Source organism: Mycobacterium sp. PS03-16 (genome assembly GCF_004570325.1).
Lineage (GTDB): Bacteria > Actinomycetota > Actinomycetes > Mycobacteriales > Mycobacteriaceae > Mycobacterium.
Genome location: NZ_SPQO01000002.1, coordinates 96,769 through 112,234 on the forward strand (window position 1 = coordinate 96,769; position 15,466 = coordinate 112,234).

Below are 15,466 nucleotides of genomic sequence, written 5' to 3' on the forward strand. Positions count from 1 at the left end.
TTAAGCTCCGCCGACTTCCCTTTCCTCGCATGCGATCTCCGTTCGATGAGTCCGGGAGGTCCGGTCAGGGCGTCGACGGTGTGGGGACAACGCATCGGACCGCCCGCCGGGTTCTCAGGCCGCTGGATCTACCGAACTGTCGGATCTCGGAGGACAATCCATGGATGGCCGCCCGTCATGGCAGCGAGCGGGCAGTGGAGCTACCGGAGGCGCTGCACGCCCAGCTCTACCTGCTGGCCTACGACCGGCACCGCCGCCGGTTCTGCACCGAACGCGAAACCCTCTTCGGTTTCGCTCTACGCGCCGCCATGCTGACCGACCTGTATCTCAGCGGGTTCCTTGAAGACCGACAGGGAAGGCCGTGCCCGACGGATTCGGCGCGTCACAAGGATCCGTTGCTGCAGGGGATGGTGGTCGGTATCGGCCAACGGAGCTGGGGTCAGTTGATCGCGTCGGATGAGCGCGCTACCCGCCAGCACGTGCGTCAGCAATTAGAGGCCGACGGCTGGCTGGTCGTTCGACACCATCGATTCGCCGGGATGATCCCGGCACAACGCCTAGGTGTCCTCGACGAACAGATGGTCGGTGGCCTCGCCGACCGGGTGACCGCCGCGTTGCACAACGCCATGTTGGGCCGACCGGCCGGCCCACGGCCACTTGCCGTCGGCCTTATCGGCGTTCTCGGGCAGATGTCCACCGTGTTGAGTCTCGACGAGTGCTCGTTGTACCAGGGGAGGTTGCGCGAGTTGATCTGCGCCACGATCGAACCGATCTTCGGTTTGAAGCAAGCGGTGGAAGCTCATCACGCCGAGATGCGCGCCAACCTCTGCTCGGGTTGCTGAGCCTTCCGGAGGTGTCCGGGGCCGCTGCGCTCCCCCGGTCAGCGTGGCGCGGCGGTCGTCGGCTCGGTGCCCGCGGGCGACGTTCGCGGCCGGGTGGCAAGGACGCAGCCGGCGAGGATGAGCAGCAGGGCGCCGACGTTCCATGCGGTGAGCGGTTCGTTGAGGACGATGACCCCTGCGGCGAGCGCCACAACGGGATTGACGTAGGTGAACACCAGCGCCCGCGCCGCGCCGACCTCACGGATCAACGCGAAGAACACGATGAAGGCGAGCGCGGTGCAGATCACCGCGAGGGCGCCCAGCGCCACCAGCACGCGTGTGGCCGGGAGATCGTTCGGCCATGTGGCGGCCGCCGGAGCCGCGTATACGACGGCGGCGAAGGTCAGGCACACGGCGGTCATCGGCAGCGTCGGCACGTCAGCCAGGTGCCGGGCGGCGATCAAGGGCGCGATCGCGTAACACAGCGCCACCAGGAGTACTTCGGCGATCGGCCAGGGAGTTCCGCCGAGGTGCGGACCCGCCAACACCGCCACCCCGGAGATGCCGATGACGAGCCCGAGGATCCGCGTCATGCCGAGGTTTTCGCCGCCGGTCAACCGGTCCAGCACGGCTGCGTAGATTGGGGCCGCCGCGATGAGGAGCCCGGTCATCGAACTGGTGAGGTGGCGTTCGGCATCGGTGAGCAGCCACCACGCCGCGATGATCTCGAACAACGCGAAGCCGAGGAGCGCGGGCCAGTGGTCGCGCACGATCGCCCACGTGCGCCGCGAGAGCGCCAGCGGCAGCAGCACCGCTGCGCCGACGGCAACGCGCGCGAAGACGAGGACGGGAACCGACACTCCCTCGACCGCGATCTTGATCAACAGGTAGGGAATGCCCCAGATGACGCTCATCGCGAGGAACAACACCCAGCCGCGTGACCCCACCGGATCACTGTACGAACCGGCCGACGTTCGAGCCGCTCCTTTTCTGGGTAAGCGGAGGGCGACCGGAGGGGACTACGGGAGGCGGGCCGATGGTCGGGCTGGGCGTGGCGTTACTGGTGTTGGCGGCTGTGGCAGTCGTCGTCGGGCTGGTGCTGTACGGCAACGGCGTGGGGACGGTTCCCGACCGGCCGCTGCAGGACGGGACTGCCACCCGGCGAGGGCTGTCGCGCATCTCGTGGTCGGAACTCTTCGCGACGATGAAGACCTCGCCGAAGCGGGCCAGGTCCGACGCCGAGCGCCCTCAGCGGATGGCGTCGACGGGCGCCTTCCTGGTCTTGGCGGGCCTGATCCTCGTGGTTCTCGCGATCGTGTCGTTCATCACCGCCGCGCTCTGAGCCGCTAGTTTTCGTCGGCGATCTGGTGGCGGCTGTTGCGGGCGCCCGGGGCGTCCGGGTCGCCATGCTGATCTTCGAGTTGCTGTTGCATGTCCCGCTGTTCGTCGGTCGCCTCGGTGGCGTCGACGGGCTTGGCGGGCGGATCGTTGCGCTGATTCATAGGACCTCCGGGCCTCAGGTTGACGGACGCCTCAGAGTCACCCGATACGGCCGCAGCCAAACCGCCGGATGCCGGGGCGGCCGCCGCAATGCTGTCTTGGTCCGCTGGTGCCCCCAGTCGGATTCGAACCGACACTTGGCGGATTTTAAGTCCGCTGCCTCTGCCAATTGGGCTATGGGGGCGTTGCAGTTCAGAGCGTAATTTAGGCCCTTTCCGCCTCGTCACGATGCTCTGAATACCGCAGTAATACCGCAGTGCTGTCGATAGCCTTCCCCAGGGCGTCCGCCACACCGCTCAAATCGTCATTGAGAAGATGGCCGTAGCGGTCGAGCGTCATCGCGGCGGTCGCGTGCCCAAGCAGTCTCTGCACGACCTTGACGTTAGCGCCTGCACTGATCGCCAGTGACGCCGTGGTGTGTCTCAGCCCGTGCGGTACCAGCCCGTCGATGCCGATATCAGCACACGCGTTGTCGAACGCCCAGCGGTATTCGCCAAGTGGAAGGAAACCGCCCTTTCGGCTGGGAAAGACCAGCGCGTTGGGGTCGGCGGGCAGCTCGGCCTTGAGCTTTTTCCAAACCGGTTCGGGCACAGGCACGTGACGATCCCGCTTCGTCTTAGTCGTTGACTCCACGATGCCCTTACCGGTGACGGCTGTTGCGGACGAGCGCACCGTCAGCATCCGATCCCCCACATGCCGGCGGCGCAACGCAACGGCTTCGCCGAACCTCAGTCCGCAGTACCCGAGAACGAGCGCCAGCGTCTCGAACCGATCAGCAGCCTTCGCCAGCATTAGCAGCTCGGCATGGGTCAGATAGCGCCGCTCACGCTCGCCTTGCTCGGGAAGATCTTCGTCCCGCTTGATCTCGAACGCGACGTTCTTCGCCACCTTGCCAGTCCGTTGGGCGTACTTCAGGACAGCGCCTACCAGCTGATGAGCTTGGGTGATCCGACTTGCCGACAGGCCGGTTCCGCGTTGCCCGCCGTCGACTGACAGCGCCCCTAGCCACGTTGAATATGATTCATAATTAATCCTTTTCAGCTGAACACTTTCCCACTTCGGCAGCACCACAGTGTCGAGCAACGAGCGATATCCGGCAACGGTTTTCGGCTTGCGGTGCTGTTTGGTGGCGAACCACTGCTCGGCCACCGATCCGAAAGTCTCCGCACTCTTCCGCGGATCGACATACTCGCCGCGCTGCACATCGGCGGTCAGCCCATTTAGGTAGGCCTGCGCATCCGGCTTACGCTGGAAACTCTTGGTGCGCTCGGCTCCACTGGCGTCAACCCACCTGACACGCCATCGCGACACCTTGCCATATACCGCAGACCGCTCAGTGCGCATCGCGCCGTCCGGCGCCTTGACTCGTTTGTGCCAGCGGTCGTCAATTCCCGCTCGCTCGTTTCGAGTCGTCATACGCTGAAAGTACCGCAGTACTCCGCTCCCCTCATCCGCTTCGTTGTCCGGAGGCCGGACCATGAGCCCGCCGAAGACGTCACGACCCCCGAGTCATTGAAAGGCTTTTCTTCAAGCGAATGTGGCTGTGGTCGTGGACAGACCGTCAAGTCACCAGTCACTGTTGGCTCAGGCGAACCGACCATAGCTGAGGAGTAATTTGATGGATTTGCTAGGAGCGAAGGAAGTTTCGGACATCACTGGAGTTCCGATGGGGACGCTGAGGTACTGGCGGCATTCGAATATTGGGCCGGCGAGTTTCACCTTGGGACGCCGAGTCGTTTATCGGAGGGCCGAGGTATTGCGCTGGATATCGGAGCGAGAGAGCGCAACCCGCCGCGGAGGCGGCGACGCCGCTTAGTGCCTGCGCACGAAAAAGACCTCGGGGACTAGCCGAGGCCTTCGTTCGAACCACCCGATCACGCCACACGGAAGTTCCTCATGAGAATAGCGCAGCATGCCCATAAGCGACAGCACCACGGGCAGGAAACCCTTTGAACGGCAGGGGGGAGGGGGACAAGAAGTCAGTCGCGGCACGCTTAGTCGATATGGCCCGGGAACGCTATGTTCTCGGAGTCTCAAAGGACGGCGAACCTTTTGGCGCCGAACGCAGTCGACCCCACCTCGCGATACTCCTGCGTGGTGGGAGGGCTGGCCTACGGGCAGATCTCGCCGCTCGCTACTTCACCGAGACCGGTGCGGTCGCCGGGGGCCAAGCACTTACCGACGCCACACTGATTTTGGAAGGTCTGGCGGCCACGCAGGCACCCGACAAGTTGAACCTACGCGTTGCCGACCACCACGGGACGATCTACATCGACACCGGAGATCCAAACGGTCAAGTAATCAAAGTCTGCGACGGAAGGTGGTCGATGGCTCCCACTGCGCCGGTGCGGTTCCTCCGAAATACGAAGCTGACGGGGGCGATGCCGGCACCAAGCTCCCGCGGGGATGTGACGAAGCTCTGGGAGTTCGTCAATGTCGCCGTTGAGGACCGCCCAGTTCTTCTCGCGTTCCTAGTAGCTGCTTTGGTTCAGTGCGACGTCCCGCATCCGGTACTAGCCCTGTTTGGCGAGCAAGGTAGCGCTAAAACGACATCGACACGGAGCTTGGTCGAACTCATCGATCCTTCGCCCGCCCCCTTTCGTCAGGCGCCGCGGGACGCGGACTCATGGGCGGTTGCCGCGTCTGGATCGTGGGTCGTTGCACTGGACAACCTGTCGGCCATCCCGCCGTGGCTGTCGGACTCTTTATGCCGCGCTGCGACAGGCGACGCCATGGTGAAACGGTCTCTATATACCGATGCCGATCTGGCTGTCATCAAGTTTCGTCGATGCGTGATTATCAACGGAATCGACGTCGGCGCCATCCGACCCGATCTGGCAGAGCGGCTAGCGATCGTCGAGCTGCGACGCATCGACCCCAGAATGCGACAGTCAGAGGCCGAGATGCGACAGCGGTGGGAAACAGCTCTACCAGGTATTTTTGGCGGACTACTTGACTTGGCTGCCTCCGTTCACCATCGGTTGGAGACCATCAAAGTTGAGGACTCGCCCAGGATGGCGGACTTCTGTCGCACGCTGGCGGCCGTGGACGAGATCTTGTCGACTAATGGCGTACGCCGGTACATGTCGCGCGCCAATCAGTTGTCTGAGGACAGTTTGTCCGTCGACCCGTTTATCGAACAGCTTCGCTCGCGGACATTAGAACCTGCTGTTGGTCAATCCGGCAGTGATTTGCTGATGCTGCTCACACCGGTCAACGACGACTGGCAACGACCGAGGGACTGGCCGAAGAACGGTCGCGACGTTTCTGGGCTGCTGCGTAGGCACGCACCCGCTCTACGCAACCTCGGATGGGTGATCGAAGATGATGGCGCGCGCAACCGCAGGAACGTACTGCTGTGGACAATCTATCCGCCGTACAAAGATGTTGTGGCTCAGCGAGCCTCGCAACCCTCGCGTCTCTCGCTTACGCAGATCAGCGAGAACGCGAACTCCGACCGGAGTCAGCAGAAAGTTTTGAATGCCGACGCGAAGGCTGGCGAGGGTCGCACGGCGGCAGCGTCGTGACCGTGCGCTGTGGTGCAGGGAATCAGGTGCCCAGATAGTTGATCGCATACCGTTTCGTCCGGTCTGATGATGCGTCAATACCGGCGAAGCGTCGACGTGTGGCAGCTCGCCTCGGTGGGTCGGCTTGGTCCTAGAGCTCATCCTGAATCGGCAGCAGCAGGGCGATGGCGTGACCATCCTCCGCCCGGATTTCGAATGAATCCCCTCGTTCGACGCTCAAGAGCACTTCGTCGAAGTTCTCTAGGAGGTCCTGCATTGCAATGATCTTCACGATTGGTCCAAGAGTATGAGGTCACCGGTTACATGCCCTAGAGCAGTGAAGCACCGTGAGGCCAAAGACTGCCGCAGGCGCCACTCTCGCATTCGGCCTTGTATCAACTGGCGGAGCAGGTCAGGGCGTGGGAGGGCACCAAACTTCCTGGACTGCTCTGCAATCCGCGACAGCTTGCGGGTCTACGACCTCGATGTCACGAAGCACGGAATCACAATCACCCAAGGAGCACCCATGGTCGGTCAGTGCCTTCATCCAACTCACCAGCACGGTCATTGAACGAGTTCCATCCTCGGAAGATCCGGTAGCCCACGCACGACCAAACGTGGCGGCCGCACTGTCGAGAAACGCTCTGTGCACCACCCGATATGCTTTGTCGAACTCCGATCGAGCCATCCAACCGTACGCAACTAGTTGCGGCACACCGATTTCGCGTTCGATGACGCTTGGGCTCGCAAGGCGAAGGGCAGCGCTCCACTGTTCACGAGCGGTAGCCGGGTATCCGTGTGGCGAAGTGGGCTGAAGCATCAGCAGGTACCGACCGCCTTCCGAGTAATCGGCCCGTCGCCAATCTGGGTCTCGCCCGGGCACCGCTATAGCCGGGGGCGCATGCAGGGTCGTGCGGTCCCAGGTCGGCGGCGGAGGCTGTAGCGAAGCAATTGCGCACACTCTTTTTAGTGCTGAGCTGAGCTGTCTCAGCCTGTTCGCGTAGTCCAGCAGGGGATAACTCTTTAGTGAGGTGTAGTTGCCGCACAGCTCAACCTCAGTTTGAACGTGGAACTCGCGCGTCCAGGCACATGCTTGATCGACGACGTTCGCCAGATACGTATGATGCCGCGCGAGCTCGGCGCGCCAAGCTTCACCATCTACCTCCTGAGGCAGCGAATCCATTGTCAGGATGAACCGCCTGCAGCGTCGAAAATTGCAGTGATCCAGCCGGTTTCCCGACTGTCGAGGTAGGCATGTGCTGCGGCGTAGATCATGTCTTCCAGCGGCAGGTCCGCCTGCATTGCCCCGCAGTTGTCGTCAGCTATCCACCCCAGGACCACCTCAAGCGCCCGGCAAATAAGCCATTGCCCCCTGTACTCTGCACAGACGGTGTCAGTGCGTTCATCTTCCCAACCCGGCTGCACCATTCCGATGCTGAACCATTGCTGCTGAACCGCTTCGGCGAAACGGGCGCGGTCCGAAGCGTCTACTCTGCCGTCTGCTGCAGCCGGCCATACCGAGTCGAAGTTCGGCGGAATTCGGGGGCCACCGTCGGCGACGATCGCAAGGCGCGCGTCGGAAACGATTGCTTCCGTGACCAGTTTGGCGGCTCGCTGGGTAAGCCCTCTGGCACGAAGTTGCGCTACACGCTCGAAAAGGTCGGGGTACTCCCGCTCCAATCGGTGCGGAGTATTCGCGTTGGCGATAGCGTCCCGTTTTCCGATTGAGGCGGGCATGGACATACCGGAGCAGGTGGCCCATTCAGTGCCCCAGCGTTGCGCGGCAGTCATGAGCGCTGTTACGTCAGACCAGGTGGTCGCTGCAGCGGCTAAGCGCCAGCCAGCCGGCTCCGCGGCCTTGACTTCTGCGAAGGCGATCAGTGTCGCAGCCGGATCGAGATTTCCGATCCATCGGCTACGAAAGCCCTCTCCAATAGCTTGGTCAGACCAGAGCATCCGCACGCCCTTCGGGACCACAATCCCCGCGGGGACGTAACCCGCACCGTGATGTGTCAGCGCCACAACATGCCGATCGCCAGCCGCTGAATACATCAGGCCGACGGCCCACAGTGCGAAGGTTCGGCAGGATTCGGTGGCGTACAACAGTTCCCACGCCAACCGTTTAACCGTCTGTAGATCGCTCGACTCGTTGCGCCGCCGTTCCAAGTCCCGGGCCGCCGCGGCCGCTACCCGGGACGGCAGCGTCGCGGCGGGAGTTGTCAACGCTGCCGTCGCGACCGATGCGGCGGCAGGCGCCATTGAGGTGTGAGCGCCGCCAATCAATGGGACAGCACCGGCGGCCGGTGGAATTGCGGCCGGAACTGAAGGCGGCGGACCCAGCGGCCCCGGGGGCAGCAAGGGTGCTGAAACGGCTGGATAGGGATTAGTACTCGACACTACCTGCGGCCCGGCAATAGACGCTGGCACGGCACCCGTGGTCGCTCCTATTGACGGATGCCAGATTCCACTCGGAGATGCCGCCGGCTGCGCCGGTGTCGCAGTGGCTACGAAAGCAGGAATGCTAGTCGTCTGAGCGCCGGTGACCGATGACAGCGGCGCAGGACCACTTGCAGGCATGACCCCTTGCAGCGCGACAGCAGGAGACGGCGATGCAGATACTGCCGGTCGTACCGAACCCGACTGCGACATTCCTCCAGTGCCCGATCCCGGTAGCGGCGATGCCGAACTTCCGAACGCGGCCAACGAGCCTATGGAAGAGGAACGTCCTGGTCCGGCGAGGCCTACCCCACTGCTTCCGATGTCACCAACCGCGGCTACGGACGCAGGACTGGCGCTCTGCGCCGGGGGGTGCGGTGACAGCGATGAAGGACCAGGGGTAGGCCCGGTGCTGACTCGCGGCGCAGTGTTACCAGACCTGGATTCGGCATCAGACGGGTCTGGCACCGAAAGACGAGGCTGCGTATCACCGGTCTCCACTGCTGCCTCGGGCGGACGCTCAGGCGATTCGTCGGATCGCTTATCGGTCGACCGATCGTCATCGCCGGTACTAAACGGATCGCCATTCGAGGGTCCCTCCGGCAGAGGCGTAAATCCCTGGACGAATTGCACAGTTAAAGCGCGGATCTCATCGGCGGCCCCTACTGCGATTCCTCGCGCCCGCGCGGCAGCACTGGTAATGATGTTGATAGCAGTGGGACTTCTGCTCGGCACGTGTACCAGTTGTTGATGTGCCTCAGCATCAATCGTGTCAATCATCAGCTCAGCACTCATCTGGATCGCCGCAACACTCTGCATCAGATCAGCGGCAGCCCTATCCGCGTCGGCCTTATCGTCGGCCCGAACCTGAATACGCCTGTAGGCAGCGTGCATTGCTTCGAAACCATTTGAATGCGCCACCCCGACAACCTGCAAGCCATGCAAGGCGACCCGGTGAGCATCCGCTGCAGCCGCAGTCGCCATCGCCAGACGACGTTGAGCAGCAGCCCGTCCTTCAGATTGCTCGCGGGTGACCGGCCATACATCGGGCGCCACGATGAAGCGTGAATAGCTACGAGCGGGTGGTGAAGCGGCCATTAGCCGACCCCCGTTGCTTCGCAGGCACTTTCAGCGGCCCGCAGGGCACTCGAGTACTGATCAACCATGTCGTTGGAAACGGAGGCGGGTTCACGGCGCAAATCTGCGTCGACCACAGCCACGATCGACCGCCGGACATCAGCGAGCGCATCAACAATTTCTCGTGGTGCGCCTGGACCTAGCCGGGTGGCCATATAGTTCAACTCCGCACCCACCGCGCTGAAGTAGTAGCCCTGCACCCCCAGGCTTTCTGATGACTCCCAGTCATTGGCCCGGTCGACGCGATCGATGAAGGCGCCACGCGCAATCCCAACACCGCTCTTGAAGTTCCTCAGGCCAACACACGCCTCAATTGCTGCGTCGTGCTTTTCTGAGGGCTCCGCAGTAGATGTGGACGAGGTCGACGGCCTTATCGCGTTTTCAGACTGCCCACGTGGGAAGATATTGAGACTCACAGCGAGTGACATGATGGCAACGACGGTGCTAACGACCGCGAGGTAGATCGCCAGCTTGCTCACAGTCACTCCACCACGGATCGAAGCTGTGTCGCGTTCAGTTCATCAACGACAACAAGGGAATTAACTGCTGCGGCTGCTGCAGTGCTCAATGCTTCAACCCGCAGAAGAAGCCCCGCCGCGTGACCCTGCTGGGCAGCGATAGAAGTGAAGTCTGCGAGGCCGGCTGCGGCGTCGATGATGGACAGCCTGCCGCTAGCGATTGGACCAGCCGGTTCAATAGACGCGGCGTCTGAACCGGCCACGCCAGCTGCCGCAATTCCGCCCCACGCGGTGGCCGGCTGCAGATCTAGACGCTCCATGACTCATAAAGTACCGCTTCGCACAGACACTTCGCCACAGCTGAGCACACATTCGTTCAGCGGATAAACCCAGTTCAGTGGGCTGATCTGCATTTTCAAGCAAACAGGACACTGGCAGCCGCGTCATGTCCAGAACGTTTGATTCCAGCCGAACCCTCATATGTCAGGATCAGTCACGCTGGGATTGATGCCGCCGCCTGTTTGCATGGCCAGCCATGCCCCATCAAGTGAAGGCGGAACACGACATGCTTCGCATCTGACGGGGTAGCGCCGAGCCAGGGTACGCGTTAACTCCTATTTGGATAGACCGCTTTGCCGAGTTCTCGGGCGGCCTCAAATGTGCTGCGGTCCAACTCTTTACGCCGTGCCCGCTCAGCCACACTCGACAATAGTATCTTCATGGCATCCGCGTTTTGGAGCGCGAATTCTACCGCGTCGCATGCGGAACGAATTACCGGAGCGGTGGCACCGTGTTGCTGTGTACTCGATGCACTTCGGACGGCAGCACGAGGAACCTCGACGATGCGAATCGGTTCTCCGTGCCGCTGTGCTGCTGTACGCGCCGCCGAGGCGTCTCTGCGGCACGTGTCAGAGCAATAGCGACGCGGACGCCCCCGCCGGGAAGTGACTTCGGGATCCAGCATGACCGCATCGCAACGGACGCACCGATTCGGATCGGATGTCGGGTAGTTGTCCGCTGCGATCAGTTGATGATGGTCAACGCCAACTGCGCTATGGCTCCCCAAACTTGCGCCGTTTGCGCTTAGAGCCGCGGCGTTTCGAGACTCCGTTGCACGCTGCGCGCCGCCCTCGTCAGCACGCGCTCGGCGAAGGACATTTTGGAGGTCGCGAACCTCGACCTCCGCGAGAGTAGCGATCGACGCGATCGTCTGACCGCGGTCCCTCATCCGCCCGGTAACCGTTTGCAGGTTGACGAAGTGACTCACACGCTTGCGGGCTGCGTCCATGCGCACGTTTTCATTCACTTGATCGAGGCGCACACTCTCCCAAGCGTCAACGGCGCGCAGCCGCTGGAGCAGCACACGAACCGAGGCGGCATCGTCTACGTTGGCACGTTCAAGGTTCGCGCGTTTCTCGTTCGCCCTACGCTGCGCTTCCACCGCACGCTTGCGCGCCCGCAACTTCTCACTTCCGCTCATAGACGCAAACGTAGGCCGGGCCGCGCGCTATCGTCCACCACCACAGCCACATTCGCGAGCAACTAGGGCTGGCTGCTCGGAATCTCCGAACTGCCTACGATGCCACCGCGCCGTCTACGCAGGGAGAGTCGGTTACTACACCAGTCAGCGGCAAGCCGATTAACCGTCAGTCGTCGACGGTTGTTTCGCCCTCACGGCGGCTTATGTAGTTGCCGCGCGCCGCGCGCCTCTCTGCGTCGGCGACGTCAGCGTTGAACGTGGCGGCGAACTCTGTGTACTTGACGTCGAGCAGGTGCTCGTCAGGCGGCGCGGGTCGCACGGCGGCTGGATTCGTGAGGGCGTAGTAGGCGTAGCGGCTGTCGAGACGGTTTTCCGGCACCAAGGTGATTAGCCGTGGGGTGAGGCCGCACTCTGCCGCCAGGTTCCAAAACTCTTCGATGGTGAAGGTGGTGGTCGATGCGAGGTTTCGGTCGTAGGCTGTCCCGGCGAAGCCGCGGGTCCGACGATCGCTGGTGTGGTACTTGATTTGGACCAGCGCCATGCCTCCGGGGGCCAACACGGTGCGGGCGATCTTAAGGATGGCCCGCACCGCGTTCGCGCCCGTCGTTAGCTCGATCACGTATAGACACAGGAAGACATCGCAGCTGCCCGCCAATCCGACGGTGGCTTGTTCGGGGCAGGCGAGGTCGATGCGCCGTGTCTCGACGGGTGTCGTGCACGTTGCGCGGACTTGTCGGACGCATTCGTCGAGGTTTTCTTGGGAGATGTCGGCGGCGATGAAGCGCTGCGCATGGGTGGCGAAAGCCACGGCGTTGGCCCCGCCGCCGGCGCCCCACTCCATCACCGTGTTCGGGCTGAGCGAATTAAGGGCTCGGGCGAAGGTTTCATAGATCTTCCAGTGGTCGTCACCAACCTCTAGCCAGGCTTGATCGCCGATTCCGTTGCGCCAGTGTGAGTTCGCTTCCCAGGCCGATCCTGTGGGCGCAGACCAGTAGCGGGCGGCTTGCCGGGCGATCCGGTTCCGGAATCGCCGCCTTCCCGCTGCTGCCAGCGCTGCTGCCAGGATTCGCTCGCCTCGCACTGCCACGTCGATACCTCCGGTCAAGGACTTGTTTCCGGTTGGGCTGACAGTAACCGGCCTTCCCTGGACGTGGCCGCCTTCGACGCCGGAGCGACCCCGCACCAGTCGCCGCACTCTAGGACTCGATGATCATCCCGCGGATTGGAACGGGTGTCGCGTCCACACCAGTCAGCTAAGCAACCGGCGCCGACGATCGCTAGCGGCACACCACTGCGCCTCCAGAGACACCTCCGGGCAGCTTGTGGGCCAGCCAGCGCGCGCCCGGTGGCCGAGCGGGCAAGGAATCCTCGGACAGCTATCTGGAGGCTGTTGGCGCTGCTAGGGGGCACGACATTGTGCGGCGCTGAACCCGCGGTGGTGAGCGCATCTGCAATGATCGAGCGAGCGGCATTGCGCAAGGAGGGGCCATGGCGAGGTCTGACCTGGTGATTGATCTGGTCGAGGCGCAGCAGCGTGGCGACGTCGCCCGCTTTCGCATGCTGGTGGAGGCGATCATCGCCGAGGAGCGCAACAATCAGCACCATCTTGTGGCTGATCGTCTGTCCGAATTGATCACCACTGCCGGTGCTCGCAGCCTGCTCGCCCGTGATGACACCGCCCGCCAGGTCGCTGATCTGGTCACCGAAATTGTGCCTAAGCGGCGATTGTCAGAGGTGCATCTGGCGCCGGCCGTCACGACGGCAGTGACCGAGATCATCGAGGAGCATCACCGTAGCGAGCTTCTCCGCAGCCACGGCCTGGAACCGCGCAACCGCATCCTTTTGGAAGGTCCGCCTGGAAACGGTAAAACCTCGCTTGCGGAAGCATTGGCAGCGGAGTTGATGGTGCCGTTCTACGCCGTGCGTTACGAGGGAGTTGTATCTAGCTTTCTCGGAGAAACAACGAGTCGAATCGATCACGTTTTCGAGTTCGCAAGGACTCGGCGCTGCGTGCTCTTTTTCGACGAGTTCGACACCATCGCCAAGGAGCGCTCCGACGCGCACGAAACCGGCGAAATCAAGCGCGTCGTTTCGACGCTGCTCCTACAGATCGATCGCTTGCCCTCCCACGTCGTCGCCGTCTGCGCGACCAACCATGGCGAACTGCTCGACCGCGCGGCATGGCGCCGCTTTCAGGTGCGGTTAACACTGCCTCCCCCGTCGCGCATACAGGCCACGGCTTTTCTCGAGCAGCTGCGTATGCGGCTCGGCGGGAACCTCGGTATGGCGCCGCGCACCCTCGCCGACAAGCTTGCCGGCGCCAGCTACGCCGACATCGAGGAGTTCGCGCTGGATGTCATGCGGCGCTATGTGTTGTCGCTACCCGATGGCCGTGTCGAGGATGTGGTGCGCGAACGGCTCAAGCAGCGCAACGCCATGAGGGAGATGTGACCTCTGTCCTTCGGCGCCCCGCACGGTGACGCGCGCTGTCCCGTCGACAATCTGAGCCATTTCCGGACGCGAACAGCGACGTGCGCTACTGCCGCATCGGCGAGGTCTCAAGAGAAGCCGGTGTTGGTTATCGCCAAACGGCGGTGGTTGAGACGCGCAGACGAAGGGTCGCATCGAGCCATCTACGTAGGCCGGCAGTAGTTGATGACGAATGAATCTCGTTCGTATTGAGATGTGGCCTCATGCAGCCAGTGTCGAGGGTGGCGCTGTCATCCTGGTTCGGTGGCGCCTAGGACCGCGAAGAAGACCGACAGCCGGTTAGCGGCTCGGCTTGCCGCGCTCGCCTCACTAGGTGCTTCTGTCATCCACTTCGCCGTCGTTCCCGCCCACTGGCAGGAATGGATGCCAGCGGGCCTGTTTTTCGCTGCCATCGCGCTGTTCCAACTGTTGTGGGCGCGGCTAGTACTCACCCGTACCACCACCCCGGTGCTGGCTCTTGGCATCTTGGTCAACCTTGCCGTTATTGCGCTTTGGTCCGTGTCGAGAACCGCGGGAGCGCCGCTCGGGCCCCACGCCGGTCAAGCCGAACTGATCCAAGCCGCGGACCTATGCGCGTTGCTGCTTCAGATCTATGTCGTCATGGGCGCTGGCTGGGTCTGGCACCGCGGCCTTCAAGGAGAACCGGTGCCCGCCTTCGGCAGCGCCATGGTGCTCCTGGGCGCGATTGGGATCGTCACGTTGGCGTCCACAGTGGGCGCTGCCTCTGGTCTACGGCACGGCCACCACGCCCCAGCCGGTGCTGAAGCAGGGGCTCATCACCACGGAGCTGGTGCAGAGCAGACTGACGACCATCACAGCCATCCTGAACCATCCCCTGCAGCGCCCGCTGGGGAGCCCGCCTCCGATGATCACGGAACCGGTGCAGAACACGTCGACGACCATCACAATCACGATCCGGAACCGACGTCTCCCCCGCCTGCCGTGCGCCCAGTCGAAGCTCCTGCGCCCGGCGCTGGCTCTGGCGGCGCGCCTGAGCAGGCTACGCCCGTGCCCATCAGCGAGCCGCTTCCAGCAGCGACGCCGCTAGACGACCACCAAGACCACGACCATGTGCATTGACCTACGCATGCGTGGCCAATCCACGGACTGACGGCTAGTTTCCGCCCGTCAGGTCTGCCCGCCCGATGGCGTCGCCCGGATGACGCACGATGTCGAGGGCCGACATTCCGATGCCGTAGGTGGATAACCATCGCCTCGGCCGGACCGCGATGAAGCACAGCTCAGCACGCTGAGAGACGATGCGCTCCTCGGCGGCGAGAATGCGACGGAGGAACCAGTCCGCATGGAATGCCCCTCGCGCGTCGGCGTTTTCGTGGTTCAGTATTTCGGCCGACCCCGCAAACTGGACAGCTGCCGGCGGCATCATGGGGAGAAAGCGGTGCGGCACGGGAATGACGAAGGCTACCTGTGGGCGTCGTCGAATGTTTCCCACCTTGACGTTCGTAGTCCGGGTCGTGATGTACAACGTCAGGTTTGTGCCTTCACCGGCCGCTGCGTACGTGACGGCCGTCGCGTGGGGGTTGCCGCTGCTATCGAGCGTCGACAGGGTGCCGAACGACCGTCGTCGAATCGAATTTTCGACAGTGGCGGGGTCGGTCACTGGTGCTCCTTCCTCCG

At 63.0% G+C, this 15,466-nt stretch carries 17 protein-coding genes and 1 tRNA gene; 7 read left to right on the forward strand and 11 right to left on the reverse strand.

Annotation, left to right across the window (positions count from 1 at the left end; genetic code table 11):
• Positions 1-164: 164 nt before the first annotated feature.
• Positions 165-842, forward strand: a complete 678-nt coding sequence (locus E4P42_RS02005; RefSeq protein ID WP_167759322.1) for a GPP34 family phosphoprotein — start codon at positions 165-167, stop codon at positions 840-842.
• 38 nt (positions 843-880) lie between these two features.
• On the opposite strand, the gene E4P42_RS02010 is transcribed toward E4P42_RS02005, so the two are convergent.
• On the reverse strand, positions 881-1,768 hold the full coding sequence (locus tag E4P42_RS02010; protein WP_167759323.1) for a DMT family transporter: 888 nt from the start codon (positions 1,766-1,768) through the stop codon (positions 881-883).
• Positions 1,769-1,857: 89 nt separating this feature from the next.
• On the opposite strand from E4P42_RS02010, the gene E4P42_RS02015 reads away from it, so the two are divergent.
• Positions 1,858-2,163: a hypothetical protein gene (locus E4P42_RS02015; RefSeq protein WP_135122690.1), complete on the forward strand. Its 306-nt coding sequence runs from the start codon at positions 1,858-1,860 to the stop codon at positions 2,161-2,163.
• Positions 2,164-2,167: 4 nt separating this feature from the next.
• Here E4P42_RS02015 and E4P42_RS26880 read toward each other — a convergent pair whose 3' ends face one another.
• The 3 genes from E4P42_RS26880 to E4P42_RS02025 form a co-directional block, all read right to left on the reverse strand.
• The gene (locus tag E4P42_RS26880) at positions 2,168-2,323 is read right to left on the reverse strand and encodes a hypothetical protein (protein WP_167759324.1); all 156 of its coding nucleotides are present in this window, start codon (positions 2,321-2,323) and stop codon (positions 2,168-2,170) included.
• A gap of 105 nt (positions 2,324-2,428) precedes the next feature.
• Positions 2,429-2,505: transfer RNA gene (locus E4P42_RS02020), tRNA-Leu, on the reverse strand.
• A 20-nt stretch (positions 2,506-2,525) separates the two neighbouring features.
• Positions 2,526-3,737, reverse strand: coding sequence for a site-specific integrase (locus tag E4P42_RS02025; protein WP_167759325.1), 1,212 nt, complete (start codon positions 3,735-3,737; stop codon positions 2,526-2,528).
• Positions 3,738-3,939: 202 nt separating this feature from the next.
• Between E4P42_RS02025 and E4P42_RS02030 the strand changes: the two genes are divergently transcribed.
• Positions 3,940-4,137, forward strand: coding sequence for an AlpA family transcriptional regulator (locus tag E4P42_RS02030; protein ID WP_011856752.1), 198 nt, complete (start codon positions 3,940-3,942; stop codon positions 4,135-4,137).
• A gap of 187 nt (positions 4,138-4,324) precedes the next feature.
• Positions 4,325-5,848, forward strand: coding sequence for an ATP-binding protein (locus tag E4P42_RS02035; protein ID WP_245233851.1), 1,524 nt, complete (start codon positions 4,325-4,327; stop codon positions 5,846-5,848).
• A 130-nt stretch (positions 5,849-5,978) separates the two neighbouring features.
• On the opposite strand, the gene E4P42_RS26885 is transcribed toward E4P42_RS02035, so the two are convergent.
• A complete protein-coding gene (locus E4P42_RS26885) occupies positions 5,979-6,119 on the reverse strand; it encodes a hypothetical protein (protein WP_156448508.1) in 141 nt (46 codons plus the stop codon).
• Positions 6,120-7,012: 893 nt separating this feature from the next.
• Entirely contained in the window at positions 7,013-7,945 is a 933-nt protein-coding gene (locus tag E4P42_RS27300; protein ID WP_245233852.1) for a hypothetical protein, read from the reverse strand.
• A gap of 1,053 nt (positions 7,946-8,998) precedes the next feature.
• On the opposite strand from E4P42_RS27300, the gene E4P42_RS27305 reads away from it, so the two are divergent.
• On the forward strand, positions 8,999-9,175 hold the full coding sequence (locus E4P42_RS27305) for a hypothetical protein (RefSeq protein ID WP_245233853.1): 177 nt from the start codon (positions 8,999-9,001) through the stop codon (positions 9,173-9,175).
• 185 nt (positions 9,176-9,360) lie between these two features.
• Here E4P42_RS27305 and E4P42_RS02050 read toward each other — a convergent pair whose 3' ends face one another.
• The 4 genes from E4P42_RS02050 to E4P42_RS02065 all read right to left on the reverse strand — a co-directional run bounded on the left by E4P42_RS02050 (position 9,361) and on the right by E4P42_RS02065 (position 12,425).
• Positions 9,361-9,879, reverse strand: coding sequence for a hypothetical protein (locus E4P42_RS02050; protein WP_245233854.1), 519 nt, complete (start codon positions 9,877-9,879; stop codon positions 9,361-9,363).
• Positions 9,880-9,881: 2 nt separating this feature from the next.
• Entirely contained in the window at positions 9,882-10,178 is a 297-nt protein-coding gene (locus E4P42_RS02055; protein ID WP_135122694.1) for a hypothetical protein, read from the reverse strand.
• A gap of 287 nt (positions 10,179-10,465) precedes the next feature.
• Positions 10,466-11,338, reverse strand: a complete 873-nt coding sequence (locus E4P42_RS02060) for a hypothetical protein (protein WP_135122695.1) — start codon at positions 11,336-11,338, stop codon at positions 10,466-10,468.
• Positions 11,339-11,504: 166 nt separating this feature from the next.
• Positions 11,505-12,425 (reverse strand): class I SAM-dependent methyltransferase, encoded by a 921-nt coding sequence (locus E4P42_RS02065; protein ID WP_245233855.1) that lies wholly within the window; start codon positions 12,423-12,425, stop codon positions 11,505-11,507.
• Between the two features lie 401 nt (positions 12,426-12,826).
• Here E4P42_RS02065 and E4P42_RS02070 point away from each other — a divergent pair, with 401 nt between their 5' ends.
• On the forward strand, positions 12,827-13,789 hold the full coding sequence (locus tag E4P42_RS02070) for an AAA family ATPase (RefSeq protein WP_135122696.1): 963 nt from the start codon (positions 12,827-12,829) through the stop codon (positions 13,787-13,789).
• Positions 13,790-14,023: 234 nt separating this feature from the next.
• Complete coding sequence (locus tag E4P42_RS27310; RefSeq protein ID WP_135122697.1) at positions 14,024-14,908, forward strand: hypothetical protein; 885 nt, start codon at positions 14,024-14,026, stop codon at positions 14,906-14,908.
• Positions 14,909-14,942: 34 nt separating this feature from the next.
• Here E4P42_RS27310 and E4P42_RS02080 read toward each other — a convergent pair whose 3' ends face one another.
• Complete coding sequence (locus E4P42_RS02080; RefSeq protein ID WP_135122698.1) at positions 14,943-15,449, reverse strand: pyridoxamine 5'-phosphate oxidase family protein; 507 nt, start codon at positions 15,447-15,449, stop codon at positions 14,943-14,945.
• Positions 15,450-15,466: the final 17 nt, after the last annotated feature.

Coding starts and splice junctions, on each gene's coding strand:
- E4P42_RS02005 (WP_167759322.1), top strand. CDS start 165: ATGGCCGCCCGTCATGGCAGCGAGCGGGCAGTGGAGCTACCGGAGGCG.
- E4P42_RS02015 (WP_135122690.1), top strand. CDS start 1,858: ATGGTCGGGCTGGGCGTGGCGTTACTGGTGTTGGCGGCTGTGGCAGTC.
- E4P42_RS26880 (WP_167759324.1), bottom strand. CDS start 2,323: ATGAATCAGCGCAACGATCCGCCCGCCAAGCCCGTCGACGCCACCGAG.
- E4P42_RS02025 (WP_167759325.1), bottom strand. CDS start 3,737: ATGACGACTCGAAACGAGCGAGCGGGAATTGACGACCGCTGGCACAAA.
- E4P42_RS02030 (WP_011856752.1), top strand. CDS start 3,940: ATGGATTTGCTAGGAGCGAAGGAAGTTTCGGACATCACTGGAGTTCCG.
- E4P42_RS02035 (WP_245233851.1), top strand. CDS start 4,325: ATGGCCCGGGAACGCTATGTTCTCGGAGTCTCAAAGGACGGCGAACCT.
- E4P42_RS02055 (WP_135122694.1), bottom strand. CDS start 10,178: ATGGAGCGTCTAGATCTGCAGCCGGCCACCGCGTGGGGCGGAATTGCG.
- E4P42_RS02060 (WP_135122695.1), bottom strand. CDS start 11,338: ATGAGCGGAAGTGAGAAGTTGCGGGCGCGCAAGCGTGCGGTGGAAGCG.
- E4P42_RS02070 (WP_135122696.1), top strand. CDS start 12,827: ATGGCGAGGTCTGACCTGGTGATTGATCTGGTCGAGGCGCAGCAGCGT.